The organism is Parasphingomonas puruogangriensis (assembly GCF_036663635.1).
Taxonomy (GTDB): domain Bacteria; phylum Pseudomonadota; class Alphaproteobacteria; order Sphingomonadales; family Sphingomonadaceae; genus Sphingomonas.
Genome location: NZ_JAXOJI010000003.1, coordinates 389,957 through 411,939, shown reverse-complemented (window position 1 = coordinate 411,939; position 21,983 = coordinate 389,957). Strand labels below are relative to the sequence as shown.

The 21,983-nt window shown below is 66.0% G+C and carries 23 protein-coding genes and 1 other RNA gene; 11 read left to right on the top strand and 13 right to left on the bottom strand.

Annotated elements, in window-relative coordinates; all coding sequences use genetic code 11:
- Positions 1 to 419 precede the first annotated feature (419 nt).
- On the bottom strand, positions 420 to 869 hold the full coding sequence (locus U1739_RS10675) for a hypothetical protein (protein WP_332707757.1): 450 nt from the start codon (positions 867 to 869) through the stop codon (positions 420 to 422).
- Between the two features lie 787 nt (positions 870 to 1,656).
- Between U1739_RS10675 and U1739_RS10670 the strand changes: the two genes are divergently transcribed.
- Positions 1,657 to 2,412 carry a hypothetical protein gene (locus U1739_RS10670; RefSeq protein ID WP_332707750.1) on the top strand — a complete coding sequence of 252 codons (756 nt, stop codon included), beginning with the start codon at positions 1,657 to 1,659 and terminating at the stop codon, positions 2,410 to 2,412.
- Between the two features lie 252 nt (positions 2,413 to 2,664).
- Entirely contained in the window at positions 2,665 to 3,531 is an 867-nt protein-coding gene (locus U1739_RS10665) for a hypothetical protein (RefSeq protein ID WP_332707747.1), read from the top strand.
- A gap of 3 nt (positions 3,532 to 3,534) precedes the next feature.
- On the opposite strand, the gene U1739_RS10660 is transcribed toward U1739_RS10665, so the two are convergent.
- A complete protein-coding gene (locus U1739_RS10660) occupies positions 3,535 to 3,819 on the bottom strand; it encodes a chorismate mutase (protein WP_261293244.1) in 285 nt (94 codons plus the stop codon).
- Positions 3,820 to 3,923: 104 nt separating this feature from the next.
- On the opposite strand from U1739_RS10660, the gene U1739_RS10655 reads away from it, so the two are divergent.
- Complete coding sequence (locus tag U1739_RS10655) at positions 3,924 to 4,943, top strand: polyprenyl synthetase family protein (protein WP_332707744.1); 1,020 nt, start codon at positions 3,924 to 3,926, stop codon at positions 4,941 to 4,943.
- A gap of 3 nt (positions 4,944 to 4,946) precedes the next feature.
- On the opposite strand, the gene U1739_RS10650 is transcribed toward U1739_RS10655, so the two are convergent.
- Together U1739_RS10650 and U1739_RS10645 are read right to left on the bottom strand one after the other, a co-directional pair.
- Complete coding sequence (locus tag U1739_RS10650) at positions 4,947 to 5,234, bottom strand: hypothetical protein (protein WP_332707741.1); 288 nt, start codon at positions 5,232 to 5,234, stop codon at positions 4,947 to 4,949.
- 80 nt (positions 5,235 to 5,314) lie between these two features.
- Complete coding sequence (locus tag U1739_RS10645; RefSeq protein WP_443025537.1) at positions 5,315 to 6,313, bottom strand: cation diffusion facilitator family transporter; 999 nt, start codon at positions 6,311 to 6,313, stop codon at positions 5,315 to 5,317.
- A 198-nt stretch (positions 6,314 to 6,511) separates the two neighbouring features.
- On the opposite strand from U1739_RS10645, the gene hrpB reads away from it, so the two are divergent.
- A complete protein-coding gene (gene hrpB / locus U1739_RS10640) occupies positions 6,512 to 9,124 on the top strand; it encodes an ATP-dependent helicase HrpB (RefSeq protein WP_332707735.1) in 2,613 nt (870 codons plus the stop codon).
- 29 nt (positions 9,125 to 9,153) lie between these two features.
- Positions 9,154 to 9,435 (top strand): ETC complex I subunit, encoded by a 282-nt coding sequence (locus U1739_RS10635; protein WP_332707733.1) that lies wholly within the window; start codon positions 9,154 to 9,156, stop codon positions 9,433 to 9,435.
- 143 nt (positions 9,436 to 9,578) lie between these two features.
- Here U1739_RS10635 and U1739_RS10630 read toward each other — a convergent pair whose 3' ends face one another.
- The 4 genes from U1739_RS10630 to U1739_RS10615 are packed head-to-tail and all read right to left on the bottom strand — an operon-like array spanning position 9,579 to position 12,322.
- Positions 9,579 to 10,100: an NUDIX hydrolase gene (locus tag U1739_RS10630; protein WP_332707730.1), complete on the bottom strand. Its 522-nt coding sequence runs from the start codon at positions 10,098 to 10,100 to the stop codon at positions 9,579 to 9,581.
- Positions 10,097 to 10,765 carry a TPM domain-containing protein gene (locus tag U1739_RS10625; RefSeq protein WP_332707727.1) on the bottom strand — a complete coding sequence of 223 codons (669 nt, stop codon included), beginning with the start codon at positions 10,763 to 10,765 and terminating at the stop codon, positions 10,097 to 10,099. Before U1739_RS10625 ends, U1739_RS10630 begins: the two co-directional genes overlap by 4 nt.
- On the bottom strand, positions 10,765 to 11,691 hold the full coding sequence (locus tag U1739_RS10620) for a TPM domain-containing protein (protein WP_332707724.1): 927 nt from the start codon (positions 11,689 to 11,691) through the stop codon (positions 10,765 to 10,767). The genes U1739_RS10625 and U1739_RS10620 overlap by 1 nt, the downstream gene beginning before the upstream one ends.
- Positions 11,692 to 11,743: 52 nt before the next feature.
- The gene (locus tag U1739_RS10615) at positions 11,744 to 12,322 is read right to left on the bottom strand and encodes a LemA family protein (RefSeq protein ID WP_332707721.1); all 579 of its coding nucleotides are present in this window, start codon (positions 12,320 to 12,322) and stop codon (positions 11,744 to 11,746) included.
- Positions 12,323 to 12,404: 82 nt separating this feature from the next.
- On the opposite strand from U1739_RS10615, the gene mscL reads away from it, so the two are divergent.
- Entirely contained in the window at positions 12,405 to 12,854 is a 450-nt protein-coding gene (gene mscL / locus U1739_RS10610; RefSeq protein WP_332707718.1) for a large conductance mechanosensitive channel protein MscL, read from the top strand.
- A 10-nt stretch (positions 12,855 to 12,864) separates the two neighbouring features.
- Here the strand turns inward: mscL and U1739_RS10605 are convergent, their stop codons facing one another.
- Complete coding sequence (locus U1739_RS10605) at positions 12,865 to 13,296, bottom strand: RrF2 family transcriptional regulator (RefSeq protein ID WP_332707715.1); 432 nt, start codon at positions 13,294 to 13,296, stop codon at positions 12,865 to 12,867.
- Between the two features lie 41 nt (positions 13,297 to 13,337).
- On the opposite strand from U1739_RS10605, the gene ssrA reads away from it, so the two are divergent.
- Positions 13,338 to 13,690, top strand: a transfer-messenger RNA (tmRNA) gene (gene ssrA / locus U1739_RS10600).
- Between the two features lie 160 nt (positions 13,691 to 13,850).
- Here the strand turns inward: ssrA and U1739_RS10595 are convergent.
- The 3 genes from U1739_RS10595 to cysD all read right to left on the bottom strand — a co-directional run bounded on the left by U1739_RS10595 (position 13,851) and on the right by cysD (position 17,547).
- On the bottom strand, positions 13,851 to 14,600 hold the full coding sequence (locus U1739_RS10595; RefSeq protein ID WP_332707712.1) for a 3'(2'),5'-bisphosphate nucleotidase CysQ: 750 nt from the start codon (positions 14,598 to 14,600) through the stop codon (positions 13,851 to 13,853).
- A complete protein-coding gene (cysN, locus tag U1739_RS10590) occupies positions 14,597 to 16,540 on the bottom strand; it encodes a sulfate adenylyltransferase subunit CysN (protein ID WP_332707709.1) in 1,944 nt (647 codons plus the stop codon). Before cysN ends, U1739_RS10595 begins: the two co-directional genes overlap by 4 nt.
- A 98-nt stretch (positions 16,541 to 16,638) precedes the next feature.
- Complete coding sequence (gene cysD / locus U1739_RS10585; protein ID WP_332707706.1) at positions 16,639 to 17,547, bottom strand: sulfate adenylyltransferase subunit CysD; 909 nt, start codon at positions 17,545 to 17,547, stop codon at positions 16,639 to 16,641.
- 121 nt (positions 17,548 to 17,668) lie between these two features.
- On the opposite strand from cysD, the gene U1739_RS10580 reads away from it, so the two are divergent.
- On the top strand, positions 17,669 to 19,489 hold the full coding sequence (locus U1739_RS10580; protein ID WP_332707703.1) for a DUF885 domain-containing protein: 1,821 nt from the start codon (positions 17,669 to 17,671) through the stop codon (positions 19,487 to 19,489).
- Between the two features lie 103 nt (positions 19,490 to 19,592).
- On the opposite strand, the gene U1739_RS10575 is transcribed toward U1739_RS10580, so the two are convergent.
- Entirely contained in the window at positions 19,593 to 20,201 is a 609-nt protein-coding gene (locus U1739_RS10575) for a J domain-containing protein (RefSeq protein WP_332707700.1), read from the bottom strand.
- A gap of 39 nt (positions 20,202 to 20,240) precedes the next feature.
- Here U1739_RS10575 and U1739_RS10570 point away from each other — a divergent pair, with 39 nt between their 5' ends.
- The 3 genes from U1739_RS10570 (at position 20,241) to U1739_RS10560 (ending at position 21,936) form a co-directional block, all read left to right on the top strand.
- A complete protein-coding gene (locus U1739_RS10570) occupies positions 20,241 to 20,525 on the top strand; it encodes a BolA family protein (protein ID WP_332707697.1) in 285 nt (94 codons plus the stop codon).
- Positions 20,526 to 20,606: 81 nt separating this feature from the next.
- Positions 20,607 to 21,044 carry an NUDIX hydrolase gene (locus U1739_RS10565; RefSeq protein WP_332707694.1) on the top strand — a complete coding sequence of 146 codons (438 nt, stop codon included), beginning with the start codon at positions 20,607 to 20,609 and terminating at the stop codon, positions 21,042 to 21,044.
- The gene (locus tag U1739_RS10560; RefSeq protein WP_332707691.1) at positions 21,034 to 21,936 is read left to right on the top strand and encodes a pirin family protein; all 903 of its coding nucleotides are present in this window, start codon (positions 21,034 to 21,036) and stop codon (positions 21,934 to 21,936) included. Before U1739_RS10565 ends, U1739_RS10560 begins: the two co-directional genes overlap by 11 nt.
- Positions 21,937 to 21,983: the final 47 nt, after the last annotated feature.

The following is a 21,983-nucleotide window of genomic DNA, read 5'->3' as shown; positions in this document are numbered from 1 at the left end:
CGTTGGGTGCCCCCCTAACCATCGTCACCCCGGGCTTGACCCGGGGTCCCGCTTATTCTCGGCAGCAGTAAGAAGCGGGACCCCGGCTCAAGGCCGGGGTGACGGGTTAGGGCCGGGGTGACGGGGTGGAGGCCACGAAAAAGGGGCACCGGCATCGCTACCAGCGCCCCTTCTTCGGTCAGAGCGACGCTTGGGCGCCTCAGCGGCGTCGGTGTCGGCATTGTCGGCGGTTTCCTCGAGATTGTCGGCGACCGCCCCGGCATTTGCCTCGATATTGTCCGCGGTCTGCTCACGCGGCTTGTTGTTGCACGCAGTGCAACCCGCTTGCCGCAGCGGCCTCGTGAAGAACTATTTTGGTTCGCTGGCCCGCTAAACGCGCGATATCACCTCACTCTCGCGGATATCCTGCAGTGTCATCTTCAGCCGTTGGGCTTGGGTTTGGATTTGGGTTTAGGCTTGGGCTTTTCCGTCTCATCTTCATCATCCTCGTCAGGGATCAGATTGCCTTTGTCGTCTAGGTCATCAAGATCAAACGCGCTAACTTCGTTAGCCCGCACCACCAGCGACTGCCATTTGCGCTCCTGCACTTTGCCAGCAAGGTAAGCACGCTTGATGATATGATAGGGATTGTAAAACACAGCATATGACAGGTCCCCCAAGGGGCCCGGCACAAGAGCGATAAAGCCAAGGTTAGCAAGTCGCTGCACGCGATCCTTCCATGTCCGTAAGGCCCGCTGCCCTTCGAAGCCGGCATGAAATGCCATTTCCTCGGGCCTGTTCAGCGTCAAGAACTGCTCATCGCGCAGCCGGGCCCACATCTCGAGATAAGTGCGGCTGATTGGGAACCCCTTGTCGGAAAGGTCGTCCATAATGCTCATCATTAGGGGCATCACGCGGGGGAGTGCGGCCCAACCCTCATTGTCGCGGCTCCAAAGCATAGCATCGGTCAGCGACGGCCAAAGCTTCGACCGAATCTCGATTTGACGTTTAAGGATGTCCCTACTTCTGCCTCGCGCCATACCACTACCCCTTTATAAAAAGCGGGTCCGGGTTTGGACCCCGGACCCTTCGCTACTGACATCACCTTGGCCCCGCGTTAGCCAGAGGCTTTAATGGTCCGGCCGGGTTTGGACCCTCGGCTCGCCAATCGGCCTTCACGATTTATTGAATATGTCATAGGCCATTTGTCGAGTCGAATACCAAGTATCGATATCTGGCACTGAGTGAGGTTTAAACATGACTTACTGGCTCCCGGAGCCGGCGTATCTACGCTAGCTCAATACATGAGTTAGCTTATGTGAGCACACGACTTGAGCTAACCTGTTTAGGTTATTCAATTTTAAGGCATGTTACCGGTATCGCGGTATCGCAGTCTCATTGTGTCACGGTGTCCTGGTGTCGCGGTCTGGGGAGTAACGAGGGGGCACCCGCTATTCGAGAGATCTGATCTTTAACCGATTATGCCGGAAGGAGGGGCCAAACGTCGGCGCCAACCTACATTGCCGCCACCGCGCATCCGCTTGAATATATCCAACCCAGGCGACCAAGTACCTGCCGCCAGCAACATATCCTCGCGCACATCACATCAGTGCGCAAAATCGCACTGCCCATGCTACGGCGGGATAGGATGAACGATGGAGAGAGGTGCCGACGGCGATGAGCATTCTTGAGTTTGTGAACCAAGACGAGCTGGATGACCTTGACGAAGATCACCGCGTAGCATTCATGCAACTTGTTAACGCCGCACAGCGGAGCCTATCCACAAAGGTTAGCGCCCTCGACCCTGACAATCAGTACGAATGGCAAAAGGCGGAGGAGCTTAGATACAGTTTCATGAATGTGGTTGTGGCAGCCGCAAAGCGCTTCGAGATAGAACCGTTTCACTCGATGGATGTACCACACTACCAAAACTTTCGTGATGGTGATCATCGTCAGTTCAAGGCCGACCTAGACCATTATGTCACGCAACTAATTCTAGACAATAGCCTTCGGGCAAAGCGCGACTCTGTGGAGGTTTTACCAAGAACCAAGGATCAGCTAAGGACGTATTTAAGCGGCCTAAAGCAGTGCATAGAGAAGGGCAACATGACCGCTGCGAAGCGGGAAGCGCTGCTCAAGAAGCTCGACGCATTTGAGGCCGAACTCGAAAAACGGCGTCTCAACATGCTTGCGGTCGCGCGCCTCAGCTACCTTATCCTTAGCATTCCGGGGACAGTATGGGCATCCGTAGACATCACTCATAAACTCACTACAAACATTATGCAGACGGTCGCCGAAGCGAAGGCGGCCGAAGACGAAACCAAACAGTTGCATTCTAACGCTCAGCCGAAGGCGTTGAGCGCTCCTCGGAAGGAAGCACCGCCAAGACGGGCCAATTTCGGTGACGAGCTTGACGATGACGTTCCCTTTTAAGGATGATAGCTGGGCCTACGAGTTCGCCAATAAGGCGCTGGACCAGAGCAGGATCAAACTCACTAAGCGGCGAGGATCCGGCAGCCCGACGCGGTAATAAATCCCGCGTCGTGGGAAGGCGCTGTAGCGCCGCCGGCCGGCCTCGGCGCTGGTCTCGATTTAGCTGCGCTAAATCTTGGCGCCGGGGCTGTCCTACAGACCCCAATCCAGCATATCTGATCCGTTCCTTTCACAGCCAAGGGAACGACTCACATGAGCGCAAAGACCAGCCCCGCCCGCCGCGCCGCGTTCATGGCGGCGGTGGTGGAGACGGGGAACCGGACGCTGGCGGCGGAGCGGGCCAAGGTGTCGGCGTCGTGGGTGACGCTGCACCGCAAGACCGACCCCGCGTTCCGCGCCGAGCTGGACGCGGCGCTGGCCAGCGCGCGGGCGCGGCTGACGGCGCAGCGCGCCGCGCCCGAGGGGATGCGGCCGGCGGCGGGGTTGCGCTCGGCGGCGGGCGAGGAGCTGGTGGTGCGCGGCGGCAATGGGCGGCGCACGCAGATCGCGCGGGCGCGGCTCAGGCAATGGACGCCGCGGATCGAGGCGCGGTTCCTGGCGGCTTTGGCCGGGTGCTGCAACGTGAAGGCGGCGTGCGCCGAGGTGGGGCTGAGCGTGCCCTCCGCCTATAATCACCGCGCGCGCTGGTCGGCCTTCGCGCTGGCGTGGGATGAGGCACTGGCGATCGGCTATGAGCGGATCGAGTGCGCGCTGATCGACACCGCCTGCATGATGCTCAACCCAGGCGACACAGGCGAGCCCGCGTCCCCGCCCGAGCTGGCGATCCTGGGGATGACCGTAGAGGCGGCGGTGCAATTGCTGTGGCTGCACCAGAAGCAGGTGCGCGAGACGGGCAACGCCCCGGGGGCGCGGCGGCGGGCGGCCGATACGGACAAGGTGTACGCACGGCTCGAGCGCGGGATCGCCCGGGTCGAACGCCGGTATGCGGGCGGGCAGGCGAACGCGGCGGCCGACGCGCGCGGGATCGCGCATGGCGCGGCGGTGGTGCGCGGGATGCGAGCGGGTCGTGGCGGTGGGGGTAGTGAGAGTAGCGGTGGGGGGAGCAGCGGGGGCGGCTGAGGTTCAGCCTTCGGCGGCGAGCCGCTCGTGGTGGCGGATCACTTCGTCGATGATGAAGCGGAGGAATTTCTCGCTGAATTCGGGATCGAGATCGGCTTGCTTGGCGAGGCCGCGCAGCCGCGCGATCTGCGCTTCCTCGCGCCCCGGATCGGCCGGGGGGAGGCCGCTGGTGGCCTTGTAGCGGCCGACCGCTTGCGTCACCTTGAAGCGCTCGGCGAGCAGAAAGACGAGCGCCGCATCGATATTGTCGATGCTTTGGCGGTAGCCGCTCAGGGTCTCGTCGCTCACGTCCACATTCTCCCGGTCAGGCCGCGCCTTTTGCGGGGCGGATCGCGCCCGCGCAAGCCCGAAAGGCTTGCCTTTACACGGCCGCAACGCCACATGGCGGGGACATGAGCGCCACTCTCCACCGCCTCGACGCGCGCCCCGGCCGCCCCCCCTCGCTCGAGCCGATGGTGCAGCTGGTCACCGGCGACATGAACATGGTCAACGCCGTGATCCTGGACCGCATGCAATCGCAGATTCCGCTGATCCCGGAGCTGGCGGGGCATCTGATCGCCGCCGGCGGCAAGCGCATGCGGCCGATGCTGACGCTGTCGAGCGCGCGGCTGCTGGGCTATACCGGCAACCGGCATTACCGGCTGGCGGCGTCGGTGGAGTTCATCCACACCGCGACCTTGCTGCACGACGATGTCGTCGATGGCAGCGATCTGCGCCGCGGCAAGCGCACCGCCAATCTGATCTGGGGCAATCCGGCGAGCGTGCTGGTGGGCGATTTCCTGTTCAGCCGCAGCTTCGAGCTGATGGTCGAGGATGGCAGCCTCAAGGTGCTCAAGATCCTGTCCAATGCCTCGGCGGTGATCGCCGAGGGCGAGGTCAACCAGCTGACCGCGGCGCGGCGGGTGGAGACGAGCGAGGAACGCTATCTCGATATCATCGGGGCGAAGACGGCGGCGCTGTTTGCCGCGGCGTGCCGCATCGCCGCGGTGGTGGCGGAGCGGCCCGAGGCGGAGGAAGCGGCTTTGGATGCCTATGGGCGCAACCTGGGCATCGCGTTCCAGCTGGTCGACGATGCGATCGACTACGTCTCCGATGCCGGGACGATGGGCAAGGATGCCGGCGACGATTTCCGCGAGGGCAAGGCGACGCTGCCGGTGATCCTGGCCTATGCGCGGGGCTCGGCCGAGGACCGCGTGTTCTGGAAGGCGGCGATGGAGGGGCATCGCGCCGGCGAGGCCGATTTCGTGCGGGCGGTCGAGCTGATCAAATCGACCCGCGCGATCGACGATACGCTGGCGCGGGCGCGGCATTATGCGCAGCGCGCGGTGGATGCGCTGGGCGGCTTCGCCAATGGCCAGGCCAAGGACGCGATGGTCGAGGCGGTCGAATTCGCCGTGGCGCGGGCGTACTGAGCGCTAGTCCCAGAGATTGTCGGCCCAATGGCGGGTCGCCGTGCCCTGGCCGTCGAGCGCGATCCACAGGCGATTGGCGTAATAGCCATGCCAGGCCAGCGTATCGGCGAGCACCAGCGCGACGATGACCAGCCCGATCCAGCCTAGGCCGCCGAGATCCCGCGGCTCGCCGCGCATCTTTTGATCGCGCGCGGCATGGCCGCGGCTGGTGCCGCCGGGCTGGACCTCGTGATAGCACGGCCGCCGGCGGCGGGCGGGAGAAGGGCGGGCGGGAGCGGACTTGATGGCCACGATCGATCAGCCTTTGCAGCGGGTTCGATCAGCCTAGCGCACAAAGGTAAATAGCTCGCCTGGCCGCCGCGGGGGGGCGGTCAGACCGTGCCCTCGTCCTCCAACAGGCACGCGCTTTGCCCGGTCTCGACCTGCAAGGTGGCGTGGCCGATGCCGAACGTGTCATGCAGCATGGCGCGGGCCGCGCTCAGGAACGCGTCGCCCGGCGGGCCGCTGGGCATGACCAGATGCGCGGTGAGCACCGGCTCGGTCGTGCTCATCGGCCAGATATGCAGATCGTGCACCCGCACCACGCCGGGCAGGCCGCACAGCGCCTCGTCGACATGATCGAACTCGATCCCGCGCGGCACCGCGCCCAACGACATTTCGACCGATTCGCGCAGCAAACCCCAGGTCTGCCAGAAGATCAATGCGGCGATGACCAGGCTGACCACGGGATCGATCCAGCCCAGCCCGGTGCGCCAGATGACCAGCCCGGCCACCACCACCCCGGCCGAGACCAGCGCGTCGGCGGCCATGTGCAGAAAGGCGCCGCGGATGTTGATGTCGCCCTTGCGCCCACGGGCGAACAGCCAGGCGGTGACGCCGTTGACCAGGATGCCGACCCCCGCGACCACTGCCACGGTTGGCCCGAGCACCGCGGTGGGTTCGCCGAAGCGCTGCACCGCCTCCAGCACGATCGCGCCCAACGCCACCATCAGCAACAGCGCGTTGAGCAACGCCGCCAGGATCGACGAGCCGCGCAGGCCATAGGTGAAGCGCTTGGATGGCGGCCGCGCCGCCAGCGTCGCGCCAGCCCAAGCCACCGCCAGGCCCAGCACGTCGGACAGATTGTGCCCGGCATCGGCCAGCAAGGCGACCGAATTGGCGGCAAAGCCATAGCTCGCCTCGATGATCACGAAAGCGAGGTTGAGCGCGATGCCGATGGCGAAGGCACGGCTGAAATTGGCCGGCGGGGCGTGATCGTGCCCGTGCCCGTGCCCCTGATGGCCGCCATGCCCGGCCGCATGGCCATGGGCGTGGCCGTGATGATGATGATCGGCCACGCGATTCTCCGTTGCTGCAGTGCGGCTTAACATTGCTGGCGCGTGAGATACTAGGACGCTGACATCCCCCGCATCATTCTAGCGAAAGCTGGAATCTCGAAGTGGCGGGCGGCGCACCAGCCCCGTGGAGACCCCAGCGTTCGCTGGGGTGACGGGTGGTGCCGGGTACACGGGGTGCGCAGGCCAAGAAGCCGCTGTCACACGCTGGAGCGTTGTGGCAGCAGACGCGCGATGACGACGCTGCCGATCCTTGCCGTGCTGCCGGACCTGCTTGCGGCATTGCGCGCGCAGCCTAATGCCGTGCTGGTTGCGCCGCCGGGTGCCGGCAAGACCACTGCCGTCGCTCCTGCCCTGCTAAGCGAGCCGTGGTGCAGCGGCGAGATCCTGCTGCTCTCCCCGCGTCGCCTGGCCGCGCGGGCCGCGGCTGAGCGCATGGCGAGCCAGGCCGGCGAGCCGACCGGCCAGACCTTCGGTTATGCTACGCGGATGGACAGCAAGCGCTCGGCCAAGACGCGCGTGACCGTCGTTACCGAGGGCATTTTCGTCAATCGCATCCAGGCCGATCCCGAACTGGCGGGCGTTTCCGCCGTACTGTTCGACGAGGTGCACGAACGCAGCCTGGATAGCGATTGCGGCCTGGCGCTGGCGCTCGACGTGCAAGGCGCGCTGCGCCCCGACCTGCGCTTGGTGGCGATGTCCGCCACGCTCGATGGCGGGCGCTTCTCCGGCCTGATGGGCGCCGACGATCTTGGGGCACCGGTGATCGAGAGCGAGGGCCGCTCTTATCCGCTGACGTTGCGCCATATCGGGCGCGCGGCCGAAGCGCGGATCGAGGATGCGGTGGCGGCCGCGATCCGCACCGCGTTGCGCGACGAGCAAGGCGGGGTGCTCGCCTTCCTGCCCGGCGTGGCCGAGATCGAGCGGACGGCCGAACGGCTGGACGGGTTGGGCGATGGAATCGTCGTGCACCGGTTGCACGGCAGCCTCGATCCCCAAGCGCAGCGCGCGGCGATCCAGCCCGATGCGCAGGGGCGGCGCAAGATCGTGCTGGCGACGTCGATCGCCGAGACCAGCCTGACGCTCGACGGCATTCGCGTGGTAGTGGATTCGGGCCTGGCGCGGCGCCCGCGCTACGATCGCGCGGCGGGGATGACGCGGCTGGTGACCGAACGCGCATCGCAAGCCTCGGTCACGCAGCGCGCCGGGCGTGCGGCGCGGCAAGGGCCGGGCAGCGCCTATCGGCTGTGGGAAGAAGCGGCGACCGCCGGCCTGCCGCGGTTCGATCCGCCGGAAATCCTGGAGGCGGATCTGTCCGCGCTGACGCTGGATTGCGCCCTGTGGGGCGTGGCCGATCCGCGCAGCCTGGCGTGGCTCGATCCGCCCCCTGCGGCGGCGGTGGCGGAAGCGCGCGCGCGCCTGGCGGCGCTGGGGGCGATCGATGCGGATGGGCGCCCTACCCCGCACGGACATGCCATCGCCAAGCTGCCGTTGCCGCCAAGACTGGGACATATGCTGGTGCGCGCTGGCGAGATCGGGCTGGCGCAGACGGCGGCGGAGATTGCCGTGTTGCTGGGCGAGCGGGGGTTAGGCGGGAATGACGCGGATCTGGAGTCGCGATTGCGGCGCTGGCGGGGGGAGCGTGGGCCGCGGGCGGAAGGTGGGCGGAAATTGGCGAAAAGGTGGGCACAACTTGCTCCCCTCCCGCCTACGCGTGCTGGGTCGGCGATGCCCCCGGCATCGCCTGAACCGCGCGGGGCGCGGTTCACCCAGCACGGGGCTGGGGGTGGGCCTGTGGCCCAGCGCAAGGCGGGTAATGGGACAGGCCCTCCCCCTGCCCCTCCCGCAAGCGGGAGGGGGGAAGATGTCGGCATCTGCATCGCGCTGGCCTTCCCGGATCGCATCGCACGGCGTCGCGACTCCAGCGGCGAAACCTGGGCCTCCGCTGGCGGGCGCGGGTTCAAGCTGGATCCCGCCACCTCGTTGGCGCGGAACGATTGGCTGGCGGTGGCCGAGACGCAGGGCATGGCCTCGGGCGCGCGCATTCTGTCGGCCGCAGCGATCGACCAGGCAACGGTCGAAACCCTGTTCGGCGATCGCATCGAAACGCGCCGCACCGTCAGCTTCGATCCCGCCAGCGGCGGCGTGCAGGCGACGCGCGACCGCCGGCTCGGCGCGATCCGCCTGACCAGCGGCCCGGACAGCGCCGCCGATCCCGCGGCGATCGCCGCCGCCTTGCTCGATGGCGTGCGCAGCCACGGCCTCGGCCTGCTGCCGTGGAGCGATGCCGCGCTGGCATTGCGTCATCGCGCCGCCTTTGCCGCCGACCATGGCGGCAGCGATCTCGCGCTCGACGATGCTGCATTGCTGGCGCGGGCCGACGAATGGCTCGTACCGCTGCTCGATGGCAAGCGCCGGCTGAGCGGAATCGAGCCCGGCGCGCTGACCGAGGCATTGCGCAATCTGATCGGCTGGGACGATCTGCGCACGATCGACCGCATGGCGCCGACCCATTTCGACAGCCCCGCCGGCAGCAGTCACCCGATCGATTACGACGCCGAAGGCGGACCGCGGGTCGATCTGCGCCCGCAGCAATTGTTCGGCCTGGCCAGCCACCCGATGATCGGCGGCGGGCGCGTGCCGCTGGTGCTCAGCCTGACGTCCCCCGCGGGCCGCCCGATCCAGACGACGCGCGACCTGCCCGGTTTCTGGGCCGGCAGCTGGGCCGATGTGGCGCGCGAAATGCGCGGCCGCTATCCACGCCATCCCTGGCCCGACGATCCGGCGACCGCAAACCCGACGATGCGCACGAAAAATGCGGATGCACGCCGCGCCCAACCACGATAGAGACGCCGCAGGATTCGAAGGACTCTCCCATGCCCACCGCCCGCATCTTCCAGCGCCCCAAAAACTCCACCCAGTCTGGCCGCGCGCGCACCGACGCGTGGATTTTGGAATTCGAGCCGGGCGAGGCCAAGCGGCCCGATCCGTTGACCGGCTGGGCCGGATCGGGCGATACGCGCGACCAGGTCAAGCTTGGCTTCCCCACGGCCGAGGCGGCGATCGCTTATGCCGAGCGCGAGGGGCTAGCCTTTACGGTGATCGCGGCGCCGGAGCGCAAGCTGAAGCTGCAGGCTTATGCGGATAATTTCCGGTAAGGGCGATCGGAGCAAGATGAGGTATTAAACCGTTCTACCTCGTCACCCCGGGCTTGACCCGGGGCCCAGCTTTGCGGCGATGAAGAAGCTGGGCGAAGAAGCTGGGCCCCGGCTCAAGGCCGGGGTGACGGGTCCGGGAAGCTCTATGCCAGCACCGCGCCGCTGATCAGCAGCAACATCTTGACGTCGATCGCCACGCCTTCCGCGCGCTTGGCCTCGACGAATCCCGGCAGCGCCGCCAGCGCGACGCGGTGGACGAGAATGTCCTCATCGGCCGTTCCGCCGCCTTTACTCACCTGAGTCAGCCCGGTGGCCCGCACCAGCGTAAACCCCTCACTGGCCAGCCCGGGTGACGAATAGAATTCGCCCAGCGAGCGAAGGTCTGCCGCGCGGTAGCCGGTTTCCTCCTCGAGCTCGCGGCCGGCGGACTCGAGCACGTCCTCCCCCTCGGTCTCGTCGCCGACCAGCCCGGCGGGCAGTTCGAGGCAGCGACGCCCCAGCGGCACGCGATATTGCTCGACCAGCAGGACATGGTCGTCATCGTCGATCGCCACGATCACCGCCGCCTGGATATTGCGCGCGCGCGCGACATATTCCCATTTGCCCTGGCGCTTGGCGGTGATGAAGCGGCCCTGCCACACGGTTTCGACGGGATCGTCGCTCATAGTTCGATCAGCCGGTCGGGCAGTTCGTTGCGATCGCCATCAATGCGCGGAAAGTGTTCGGCGAGCACCACGCCGACCTGCGCCACGGCCTCGGCCATGCCGTCGCCGGGCCGGTCGTCCTTCACCGCAGCGACCAACGCCGCCATGGCTGCGCCCCAGATTTCGGCCGGGACTTTCGAATGGATCGCGGCGTCGGCGATCAATTCGGCGCGATGTTCATCCAGGCTGAGATAGATCAGCACGCCGGTGGCGCCGGCGGTGCGCTTCTCCGCGCTGGTGCGGAACAGATCGAGCGCGCGGGCGCGTACCCGGCGCGTCTTGGTCGCGCCGGGGGTGAGCGCGATGCGCAAGGGGAGCGATGCCAGCGCATAACGACCGACCAAATAGGCGATCGCCGCGAGCAGCAGCGCGATGGCATAAGGCGCGCCGGGCTGCGGCGCCGCCCACGGATCGTAGAACAGGCCGTGTAGCCAATCGCCAATGCCGGGCCAGATCGACAGCGCCGCCAACACCAGCAACATCGCCAGCACGCCGGCGTGCGCCGCCACGTCGTTATACTTGTCGGAGCGCCGCGCCACGACGGTGACGATCTCACCCGCGGTGCGCAATTCGGCCGCGGTCACCGCCGCGGTTACCTTGGCATGATCCTGATCGGTCAAGCGCATCACCAGCTCCCCGAGGCGCCACCGCCTCCAAACGAGCCGCCACCACCGCCGGTAAAGCCGCCGCCACCCCAGCCGCCGCCGCCGCTTCCGCCGCCACCGCCGCCCCAGCTACTGCCGCCGCCGCCACCGCCGCCGCGCATCGCGCTGTTGCCGATCTCGTTGGCGATCGACCACAGCACCACCGGCAGGATCCCGCTGCCGCCGCCATCGCCGCGGTAGCGCTGCCCGCGACCGCTCCTGCGGCGCAGGAACGACAGAGCGACAAAGGCGATCACGAACACCCAGAAGATCAGGCCGAGCGGAATGCCGCCGCCGCTCGACGTGCGTGCGCGCGGCTGCGCCTTGTCGAACGCCGCGACGGCGGCATCGACCTTGGCCTGCGCTTCTTCCGGAGAGGCGCGCAATTGCGCCACGACCGCGTCGGTGCCCGCCGTCAGCGCGCCGGCGACGTCGCCGCCATTGCGCAGCTTGGGCATCATCTGTTCGTTGATGATCACGCTGCTCAGCGCATCCGTCAGGATCGGCTCCAGCCCGCGGCCGACTTCGATCCGCGGACCGCGCTGACCCGTCGGGTTGTTCGGCGCGACGAAGATGACCACGCCATTATCGGCATTTGCGAGCCCCACGCGCCAGGCGCGACCGAGCTTGTAGCCATATTCCTCGAGCGGATAGCCTTGCATGTCGCCGATCGTGGCGACGACGACCTGGCGATTGGTGTCTTTCTGCAGCGCCTCAAGCTTGGTTGTCAGATCGGCCTTGACGGCGGGCGGCAAGACGTTGGCGTCGTCGACCACCAGACCGGTGAATTTGGGGAAGGTCTGCGCCTGCACTGGCGCGGCGATCAGGCACAGCAGGACAAGGGCGATGCTCGCCCACAGGCGTTGCGCGACGATAGACAGAGAGTTCAGAGCCGTTGGACGCTGCACGCTTGGCCTTCCGAGTGGAGGGAGGGGCCGCGCGGCGGCGGCCCCGGAGGCTTCAGCTACCGAAATTGACCGTCGGCGCGGTCTCGGCGCCGGGCGTGGTGGCCTGGAACGGCACCAGCGGCTTGGCGCCGTAGAATACCTTGGCGCCGATCGCGTCGGGGAAGGTGCGGATGCGCGTGTTATAGGCCTGCACGGCGCCGTTATAATCGTTGCGCGCGATGGTGATGCGGTTCTCGGTGCCTTCGAGCTGGCTCATCAAGGTGGTGTAATTGCCCTGGCTCTTGAGCTCGGGATAGGCCTCCTGCAGGCGCTGCAGCGAGAGCGTGATGGCGTTCTGCGCGCGCTCGAAATTGGCCACCGCGGCGGGATCGCTCAGTTGCTCGCCGGACAATTTGACCTGGCTCGCCGCGCCGCGCGCCTGCGTGACCTGGACCAGAATGTCCTTTTCCTGCGCGCCGGCCGCCTTCACGGTCGAGACGAGATTGGGGATGAGATCGGCGCGACGCTGATACTGGTTCTGCACATCGGCCCAGCGCGCCTTGGCATTCTCTTCGGCCGTGGGGATGCTGTTGATCCCGCATGCGGACAACAACACGACGGACAGCATTGCGAAGACGGCACGATAGTTCATCTGGATCCCTCCAACCCTTGGCAAGCGCCCTGATAGCCGGGTAGCGTGCCCGGTGACACGCAAAATCGGAAGGCGCTCGCTGATGTTCAAGGAGTTCAAGATCTTCATCGCGCGCGGCAACGTGCTCGATCTGGCGGTGGCGGTGATCATCGGCGCGGCGTTCGGCAAGATCGTCACCTCGCTGACCGACGACGTGATCATGCCGATCATCGGGCGGATCTTCGGCGGACTGGATTTCTCGAGCTATTTCGTCGTGCTCGGCGAAGTGCCGGCGGCATTGGTCGGATCGTCCGATTATGCCGCGCTGAAAAAGGCCGGCGTGCCGGTGTTCGGCTATGGCGCGTTCGTGACGGCAGCGGTCAATTTCGTGATCCTGGCGTTCATCATCTTCCTGCTGATCCGCGCGGTGAACCGGTTGATGCCCAAACCGGACGAAGCGCCGGTGGCGCCGGCGGTGGAGCCGGCGGAGATCGCCTTGCTGCGCGATATCCGGGACGAGTTGCGGGCGCGGCCCAACATTCCGTCGTCCTGACGATAGTGAGTTACGCCGCCGCCAGCTCTTCCGCCGCGGCATCGGCGAGGCTGGTACCGTCGAGGATGCGTGCCGTCTCGTCGCGCACGCGGAGCATGGCGTGGCGGATCGCGCAGGTCGCCTCGTCATGGCAATCGTTGCACGACCGGTAGGCGGTGCGGCTGACGCACGGCACCAAGGCGAGCGGGCCTTCAATCACGCGGATGATCTCGCCGAGCGAGATCAGGTGGGTCGGGCGCGACAGGCAATAGCCGCCCATCTTGCCGCGATGGCTGTGCAGGAAGCCCGCCTCGCGCAGATCGGCGAGGATCAGTTCGAGGAACTTGCGCGGCACATTGGCGGTCGCGGCGATCTTGTTCATCGGAATCGGCGGGCCGCCGGGCGGCGCTTCGGCCAGGAACAACATGGCGCGCAAGGCATAACGGGAACGCTGGGTAAGCATGATATGCTGCCATGCCCCGGATTTGTGGCGAGTAAAAGGCGGGGCTTTGCAAAACCGCCGGATCTTCCTATATCGGACGGGTCATAAGGGGCTTGCCCCGGAGACTATGGTGATAAATGGCGGTACATAATAGACGCAACGGACCCGGGGGCAGTACCCGGCGGCTCCACCACAACCCGTTCTTTCAGGACGGATTCTGACGGGGCCGAAGCAGGATCGACGTGTGTTCAAAAGTGCTGTTTTTGCCACGGCTGAGTAACCGTTTATAGGCTCAAAACCACAAGTGCTAACGACAACGATGCACTCGCGATTGCGGCGTAAACCGGACCTAACGGTCTAGTTTACTAACGACAAAAGCGCGGTTGGGCCGCACCGGGCAACAGAAGCGGATTCCGGCGGTACGGGGAGCACCGAGCAACAGAAGCTCCCCACCTTATTCCCTGACCTGCCCTAGCTTTCGTCGCCCCGGGCTTGATCCGGGGCCCGGCTTCTTGCTCGCCGGCTAGAAGTAAAAAGCTGGGCCCCGGATCAAGTCCGGGGTGACGGTGGGGGAGTCAGGCGGGCGGGCGCGCCAAAATCTCCAGCACCACGTCCCGCAAGTCCGCGCGGCAGATCAGCAGGTCCGGCAGCATCGGATCGTGGCAATTGTACACGAGCGGCGAGCCATCCAGCCGCGTCGCGCTCAGCCCCGCGGCGATCGCCACCGCAGCGGGCGCGCAATTGTCCCATTCATATTGGCCGCCCGAGTGCAGGTAGATATCGGCGCGGCCATCGACCACGGCCATCGCCTTGGCGCCGGCCGAGCCCATCGGGATCAGTTCGGCATCGAGCGCCGCCGCGACCTTGACCGCCGCCTCCGGTGGACGCGAGCGGCTGACCACCATGCGCGGGCGCTTGGGCGTCGCGATGGACGCGAAATGCTGATCGCTGTCGAACGTCACGCCCTGCGCCGGCAACGCCACCGCGCCGATCAGCGGCACGCGGTCCACCGCCAGCGCGACATGCACGGCCCAATCGTCACGCCCCTCGGAATATTCGCGCGTTCCGTCCAGCGGATCGACGATCCACACGCGCGGGCAGGCGCAGCGCACGCGATCGTCGCTCGCTTCTTCCGACAGGATCGCATCGTCGGGCCGCGCCGCCGCCAGCCGGGCGAGGATCAGCGCGTTAGCCTCATCGTCACCGCGCACGCCGAGCGCCTTGCCCGTTTCACGACCCTCGGCGCGGATCGCCAGTAGCAACCGACCTGCCTCCTCGGCAATGTCGCGTGCAAGCTCGGCATCGTTGAAGGAAGCGGGGGTCACAGATCGTAACTCCACACGCCCATGACATGCTCGACGATACGCTCGGCCGCCGCCTCGGGACTTTCGCGCGTCGTATCGACGCGGATCTCGGCATTGATCGGCGCCTCATAGGGACTGTCGATGCCGGTGAAGTTCTTGAGGGCGCCCGAGCGCGCCTTGGCATACAGGCCCTTCACGTCGCGCGCCTCGGCCACCTCGAGCGGGGTATCGACGAACACTTCGACGAACTCGCCCGCCGGCAGCATGTTGCGCACCAGCGCGCGTTCGACGCGGAACGGCGAGATGAAGGCGGTGAGCACGATCAGCCCGGCATCGGTCATCAATTTGGCGACCTCGCCGACGCGCCGGATATTCTCGATCCGGCCCGCATCGGAGAAATCGAGATCCTTGTTGAGCCCGTGGCGGATATTGTCCCCGTCGAGCAGGAAGGAGTGGCGACCCAGCGCGTGCAACTTCTTCTCGACCAGATTGGCGATAGTCGACTTGCCCGAGCCGGACAGGCCGGTGAACCATAGCAGCTTGGGGTTCTGGCCCTTGAGCCGGGCATGCGCTTCCCGGGTAATGTCGATCGCCTGCCAATGGACGTTCTGGCTGCGGCGCAAGGCGAAGTTGAACATGCCCGCGGCGACGGTGGCATTGGTGATCTTGTCGATCAGGATGAAGCCGCCCAACTCGTGACTGTCTGCATAGGGCTCGAACGCGATGTCGCGGTCGGTATAGACTTCGGCCACGCCGATATCGTTGAGCCCGAGCGTCTTGACCGACAATTTGGCCATCGTGTTGATGTCGACCGCGTGTTTCGGCGCCTGCACCGTGGCGCTGACGGTGCGCGTGGCGGATTTGAGCCACAAAGCGCGGCCGGGCAGCAACGGCTCCTCGGCCATCCACACGATCGTCGCTTCGAACTGGTCGGCGGCCTGGGGCGGACTCTCCGCCGCCGCGATGACGTCGCCGCGCGAACAATCGATTTCGTCGGCGAAGGTCAACGTGACGGACTGGCCGGCGACGGCGTGCGGCAGATCGCCGTCGGCCGTGACGATGCGCGCGATGCTCGACGTGCGGCCCGAGGGCAGCACGCGGATCTTGTCGCCCGGCGCGACGGCGCCGCTGGCGATCATGCCGGAAAAGCCGCGAAAATCGAGATTGGGGCGGTTGACCCATTGCACCGCCATGCGGAACGGCTTGGCCTGTTCGGCCTCGACCTCGAGCGGCACCGTTTCGAGATGCTCGATCAGCGTGGGGCCGGCATACCAGGGGGTGTTGGTCGACAGGGTGGTGATGTTATCGCCGGCGAAGCCCGAGATCGGCATGGCGGTGAACGCGGCGATACCGATACTCTCGGCGAACTCCGTATAGTCGGCGACAATGTCCGCATAGGTGGCCTGATCGTAGCCGACCAGGTCCATCTTGTTCACCGCCAGCACGAGATTGCGGATGCCGATCAGGTGGCACAGATAGGAATGGCGCCGCGTCTGCGTCAGCACGCCCTTGCGCGCGTCGATCAGGATCACTGCGAGATCGGCGGTCGAGGCGCCGGTGACCATGTTGCGGGTATATTGTTCGTGGCCGGGCGTGTCGGCGACGATGAACTTGCGCTTTTCGGTCGAGAAGAAGCGGTAGGCGACATCGATCGTGATGCCCTGTTCGCGCTCCGCGGCGAGGCCGTCGACGAGCAGGGCGAAATCGATGTTCTGGCCTTGCGTGCCGACGCGCTTGCTGTCGGCTTCGAGCGCGGCGAGCTGGTCCTCGAAGATCGTTTTGCTGTCGTAGAGCAGGCGGCCGATCAGGGTGGACTTGCCGTCGTCCACGCTGCCGCAGGTGATGAAGCGGAGGAGGGATTTGTGGGCGTGGCTGTGGAGGTAGGCGTCGATATCGGAGGCGATGAGGGCATCGGTTTGATAGCTCCCCTCCCGCTTGCGGGAGGGGTTGGGGGAGGGCATGTCCGCTAACGCACCGCCCGATTGATTGACAGGCCCTCCCCCAGCCCCTCCCGCAAGCGGGAGGGGAGCAGTGGCGTCCGGCGTGAGGTTAACGCCCATCAGAAATACCCCTCCTGCTTCTTCTTCTCCATGCTGCCGGCCTGATCGTGATCGATCGCACGGCCCTGCCGTTCGCTGGTGGTGGTGAGCAGCATTTCCTGGATCACCTGGCTGAGCGTGGTCGCCTCGCTCTCCACTGCGCCCGTCAGCGGATAGCAACCAAGCGTGCGGAAACGGATCGAGCGTTCGACCGGCACTTCGCCCGGTGCCAAGCGGAAGCGATCGTCGTCGACCATCAGCAGCATGCCGTCGCGCTCCACCGTCGGGCGGGGGGCGGCGAAATAGAGCGGGACGATCGGGATGTCCTCGGCCTGGATATATTGCCAGATGTCGAGCTCGGTCCAATTGGAGATCGGAAACACGCGGATGCTCTCGCCCTTGGCCTTGCGCGCATTGTAGAGGTGCCACAGTTCGGGGCGCTGGTTCTTCGGGTCCCAGCGGTGATTGGCCGAGCGGAAGCTGAACACGCGCTCCTTGGCGCGCGATTTCTCCTCGTCGCGCCGGGCGCCGCCGAACGCCGCGTCGAAGCCATATTTATCCAGCGCTTGCTTGAGCCCTTCGGTCTTCCATAGATCGGTGTGCAGCCCGCCATGATCGAACGGGTTGATGCCGCGCGCCTCGGCATCGGGATTGCGATAGACGAGCAGCTCCATGCCGCTCTCCTGCGCCATGCGATCGCGTAAGCGATACATATCGCGGAATTTCCACGTCGTATCGACATGCAGCAGCGGGAAGGGCGGCGGCGACGGATAGAAGGCCTTGCGCGCGAGGTGCAGCATCACCGCGCTATCCTTCCCGACCGAATAGAGCATCACCGGGCGCTCCGCCTCGGCCACCACTTCGCGCAGGATCTGGATGCTTTCGGCTTCGAGGCGATCGAGGTGCGTGAGAATGGTCGGTGTCGTCATGAGGCCCCAATTGGGCGATCATGCCCGCGGGCGGTATGCCCCGAATTGTTGGCCAGCGACAATCACAGGTTTGCCACGGACCGGCCTTGCGGCGCGGTGAGTGGCGATCTAGGTGTATTCCATGATTAAAACACCGCTTCGCCTTGCCGTCCTGCTCGCCTCCACCATGCTCCTGTCCCTGCCGGCCACGGCGCAACAGCTGGCCAAGCCAGTCGCGGTGCCGGGCGACGGGCCGGAGGACGCCAAGCTCAAGCAACTGTTCCACGACAGCGACGAAGCGAGCCTGCAGCGCAACCCGATCAGCGCGCTGTTCCGCGGCGATCTGCGCTATGCCGACCGGCTCGGCGACTTCTTCTCCGATCAGGCGATCGCCGCCGACCGCGCCGCCAGCCAGAGCGATCTGCGCCGGCTGGAGGCGATCAAGCGCGACAAGCTGACCCCGGTCGATCAGCTCGCCTATGACGTGTTCCGCTTCGGCACGCTGCGCTCGTTGCGCGGCTCGGAGCCCGATATCGTCGCGTTGACGATCGTCCGCCCGCTCGACCATTTCAACGGCATCCAGGGCTTCTATCCCGACATCGCCTCGGGCCAGGGCGCAGCGCCGTTCAAGACCCTGCTCGATTACCAGAACAATCTGAAGCGCAACGCGCAATATGCGGTGCAGCTGGATGCGGCGATCGCGCGCTTTCGCCAGGGCATGAAGAGCGGCGTGGTGCAGCCCAAGCTGACCGTGCGCAACATGATCGAGCAGTTCGACAATATCATCGCACAGGGCGTGGAGGGATCGACCTTCTACGGGCCGGTGAAGACCCTCCCGGCGACGATCCCGGCGGCCGAGCAAGCGCGGCTGCGCGCGGCTTATGCGGCGCAGATCAAGGACGTGCTGATCCCGGCGCATCAGCGCATGCGCGATTTCCTCGCCAACACCTATCTGGCGGCGGCGCGCGACAGCGTCGGCCTATCCGCGATGCCGGGCGGGGCCAAGCTGTACGATTATCTGATCGAGCAGAGCACGACCCTGCCGCTGAAAGCCGAGGACGTCCACCAGCTCGGCCTGTCCGAAGTGGCGCGGATCCTGACGGACATGGAGACGCAGAAGCAGAAGGTCGGCTTCAACGGCACGCTGGCGGAGTTCTTCACTTTCCTGCGCAGCGATCCACGCTTCCAGCCCAAGACCAAGGAAGAATTGCGGCTTGCCTATGAAGCGATCGGCCGGCGCATCGATACGCGCATCCGCGAGCAATTCTCGCTGATCCCGCGCAGCAAGCTCGTGATCCGCCCGGTGCCGGACTATAAGGAAAAGACCGATGCCGGCGGCTCGTACCAGGACGGTACGGTCGATGGCTCGCGGCCCGGCACGTTCTTCTACAATACCTACGACCTGCCCTCGCGCTACACCTGGGGCACGGAAACGCTGTTCCTGCACGAAGCGGTGCCGGGGCATCATTTCCAGATCAGCTTGGCAGCGGAGAACGAGAAGCTGCCGGCGTTCATGCGCTTCGGCGGCAACACCGCCTATGTCGAGGGCTGGGCGCTCTATGCCGAGACCTTGTGGCCCGAGCTCGGCATGGAGACCGATCCGTACCAGCGCATGGGCGGGCTTTCCGACGAGATGCTGCGCGCCATGCGGCTGGTGGTCGATACCGGGATCCACGCCAAGGGCTGGAGCCGCGACCAATCGATCAAATACATGCTCGACAATTCGCCGATGGCGAAGACCGACGCGACGGCCGAGGTCGAGCGCTATATCGCCATTCCGGGGCAGGCACTGGCCTACAAAATCGGGCAGCTGACGATTCTGCGCGCCAAGGCGAAGGCCAAGGCGGCGTTGGGCGCGAAGTTCGATCCGCGCGGGTTCCATGCCGCGGTGCTCGATTCGGGGGCGCTGCCGATGCCGGTGCTGGAGCAGAAGATCGACGATTGGATCGCATCGCAGAAGTAATCTCCGCACCGCTGTACTCCTGCGGAAGCAGGAGCCTAGAGTAGCACGCACACCGTTCGTGGCCCTGGGCTCCTCCCTTCGCAGGAGCACAGCGGTGGCGGGATCACGCGAACGCCACCGCGCTCTTGAGCTGCGTATAGGCGGCAATCACGTCCTGCAGCGCTTTTTCGTGGCTGCGGTCGCCGCCATTGCGGTCGGGATGATAGCGCCGCACCAGTTCGGCATAACGCGAGCGCAAGCCGCGCCGATCGACATCGGTGCCCAGCCCGAGCACCTTGAGCGAGCGGCGATCGACCTCCGACAGGGGCCGCCCGTCCTGGCGCGCTTCCGTCCGGCGCTGGAAGCGGGCGCCGATGGCATCCAGCGGATCGGCGAAGTCGGCCCATTTGGGCGGCCGGTCCGCGCCGCCATTACCGGTGAAGGCACGCGTCTCGCGCTCCCAGCCGGCGAACGGGCGCTGCGCGTCGTGGATCTCGTCGACGCTCATGCCGTTGAAGAAATTATAGCCGGCGTTGAACGCGCGGACATGCTCGAGGCACAGCCAGCGATACGGCCGTGGGCCCTCATGCCCGCCGCCGACGCCCTCCAGCAACGGCGCGCGGAATTCGCCCGGCTCGGGGCAGCCGGGCTCGGCGCAGCCCTGCCCGGTATCGGGAATCCGGCCGTGGAAGCGCACCCCCGGCCGGTCCTTCTTTTCGCGCTGCTCCGTCACACGGCTCCCCGAATGCCAAAAGGAGGTTATATAGGGTGGATGACAGACCTCGCCACCACGCCCCTCGTCGACCAGATCTCCGCTCGGCTGACCGCAGCGCTCGATCCGACGCATCTCATCGTCAGCAACGATAGCGCGCAGCATGCCGGCCATATGGGCGACAATGGCACCGGCGAATCGCATTTCTCGGTCGAGATCGAGAGCGCGGCCTTTGCCGGCTTATCGCGCGTGCAGCGGCAGCGGCTGATCAACCAGGCGCTGGCGGACCTGCTGCGGGACCGCATCCATGCGCTGGCGATCCGGGCACGCGCGCCGGGTGAATAATATGGTCTATTGCCATAACCAGCAGCCCGTGGGGGCGTTCAACACCGCGCGCCTCTTGCGCCATCGTGCGTTGGATGCGGCGTGAGACTCCCCCGCCCCGCCGCGCGCATCCTGCTCACCGACGCAGCGGGCCGCGTGCTGCTGTTCCGCTTTACCCCCGACGATCGCCCGCCCTTCTGGTGCACGCCGGGCGGGGCGGTCGATCCCGGGGAGAGCTATGAGCAGGCCGCGGCGCGCGAACTGATCGAGGAAACCGGGCTGGCGCTCGATCCCGGCCCGCAGATCGCCCAGCGCACCGCCGATTTCCTGACCATCGAGGGCGTCGAGGTCACCGCCGACGAACGCTATTTCCGCGTCACCACCGACGCTTCAGATATCGACACCGCCGGCCATACCGCGCTGGAACGCCGCGTGATGCGTGACTGGCGCTGGTTTACACGCGGCGACATCGCGGCGCACGATGAAGTGACCTACCCGCACGACCTGCTCGCCCTGCTGGAGGCCAATGATGATCAATGACGACCTGATCCTGCAGACGATCCTGCCGGTCAGCCACGATCTCGGCGGGTTCAAGGTCCACCGCACCTTGCCCAACAAGCAGCGCACGATGGTCGGGCCGTTCCTGTTCTTCGACCAGATGGGCCCGTCGCAGCTCGCCATCGGGGCCGGTATCGACGTGCGCCCGCACCCGCACATCAATCTGGCGACGGTGACCTATCTGTATGCCGGCGGGCTGGAGCATCGCGATTCGCTCGGCACGATGGCGACGATCGCGCCCGGCGCGGTCAATCTGATGACCGCCGGCCACGGCATCGTCCATTCCGAACGCTCGCCACTGTCCGAGCGCGCGGCCGGGCCGGAACTGTCCGGCATCCAGACCTGGATCGCGCTGCCCGAGAAAGACGAGGAGATGGACCCGGCGTTCGAGCATGTCGAAAAGGCCGCGCTCCCGACGGTCGAGACGACGGGCGCGCGGGCGCGCGTGATCATGGGCGATCTGTGGGGCGTCTCGGCGCCGACCACCACCTATGCCAGCACGATCTACGCCGATATCGTGCTCGACGCCGGTGGCGAAGTGCCAATCGATGCCGGTGCGGACGAGCGGGCCGTCTATCTCTCAATGGGCGCGGCGACGCTCGACGGCATGACGCTGGAGCCGATGGTGCTGTATGTATTGAAGCCGGGGATTTCGACCTCGCTCAAATCCGCGACGGGCGCGCGGGTGATGCTGTGCGGTGGGGAGGCGTTCGCGACGCCACGCCACGTATGGTGGAATTTCGTCAGTTCGAGCCGCGATCGCATCAACGAGGCGAAGCGCGCGTGGCAGGCGGGGGCGTTTCCCAAAGTGCCGGGGGATGACAAGGAATGGATCCCGATCCCGGAAGTGCCGCTGACGGTGAGTTATCCGTAAAAACACCCCTCCCGCTTGCGGGAGGGGTTAGGGGAGGGCATGTCCCA

Bases quoted from the DNA above. Each gene is read 5' to 3' on its own strand.
- U1739_RS10645 (WP_443025537.1), bottom strand. From the start codon at position 6,313: ATGTTAAGCCGCACTGCAGCAACGGAGAATCGCGTGGCCGATCATCAT.
- mscL (WP_332707718.1), top strand. From the start codon at position 12,405: ATGTTCAAGGAGTTCAAGATCTTCATCGCGCGCGGCAACGTGCTCGAT.
- U1739_RS10675 (WP_332707757.1), bottom strand. From the start codon at position 869: ATGGACGACCTTTCCGACAAGGGGTTCCCAATCAGCCGCACTTATCTC.
- cysD (WP_332707706.1), bottom strand. From the start codon at position 17,547: ATGACGACACCGACCATTCTCACGCACCTCGATCGCCTCGAAGCCGAA.
- U1739_RS10670 (WP_332707750.1), top strand. From the start codon at position 1,657: ATGAGCATTCTTGAGTTTGTGAACCAAGACGAGCTGGATGACCTTGAC.
- U1739_RS10570 (WP_332707697.1), top strand. From the start codon at position 20,241: ATGACAGACCTCGCCACCACGCCCCTCGTCGACCAGATCTCCGCTCGG.
- hrpB (WP_332707735.1), top strand. From the start codon at position 6,512: ATGACGACGCTGCCGATCCTTGCCGTGCTGCCGGACCTGCTTGCGGCA.
- U1739_RS10630 (WP_332707730.1), bottom strand. From the start codon at position 10,100: ATGAGCGACGATCCCGTCGAAACCGTGTGGCAGGGCCGCTTCATCACC.
- U1739_RS10580 (WP_332707703.1), top strand. From the start codon at position 17,669: ATGATTAAAACACCGCTTCGCCTTGCCGTCCTGCTCGCCTCCACCATG.
- U1739_RS10665 (WP_332707747.1), top strand. From the start codon at position 2,665: ATGAGCGCAAAGACCAGCCCCGCCCGCCGCGCCGCGTTCATGGCGGCG.
- U1739_RS10615 (WP_332707721.1), bottom strand. From the start codon at position 12,322: ATGAACTATCGTGCCGTCTTCGCAATGCTGTCCGTCGTGTTGTTGTCC.
- U1739_RS10605 (WP_332707715.1), bottom strand. From the start codon at position 13,296: ATGCTTACCCAGCGTTCCCGTTATGCCTTGCGCGCCATGTTGTTCCTG.
- cysN (WP_332707709.1), bottom strand. From the start codon at position 16,540: ATGCCCTCCCCCAACCCCTCCCGCAAGCGGGAGGGGAGCTATCAAACC.
- U1739_RS10560 (WP_332707691.1), top strand. From the start codon at position 21,034: ATGATCAATGACGACCTGATCCTGCAGACGATCCTGCCGGTCAGCCAC.
- U1739_RS10625 (WP_332707727.1), bottom strand. From the start codon at position 10,765: ATGCGCTTGACCGATCAGGATCATGCCAAGGTAACCGCGGCGGTGACC.
- U1739_RS10635 (WP_332707733.1), top strand. From the start codon at position 9,154: ATGCCCACCGCCCGCATCTTCCAGCGCCCCAAAAACTCCACCCAGTCT.
- U1739_RS10655 (WP_332707744.1), top strand. From the start codon at position 3,924: ATGAGCGCCACTCTCCACCGCCTCGACGCGCGCCCCGGCCGCCCCCCC.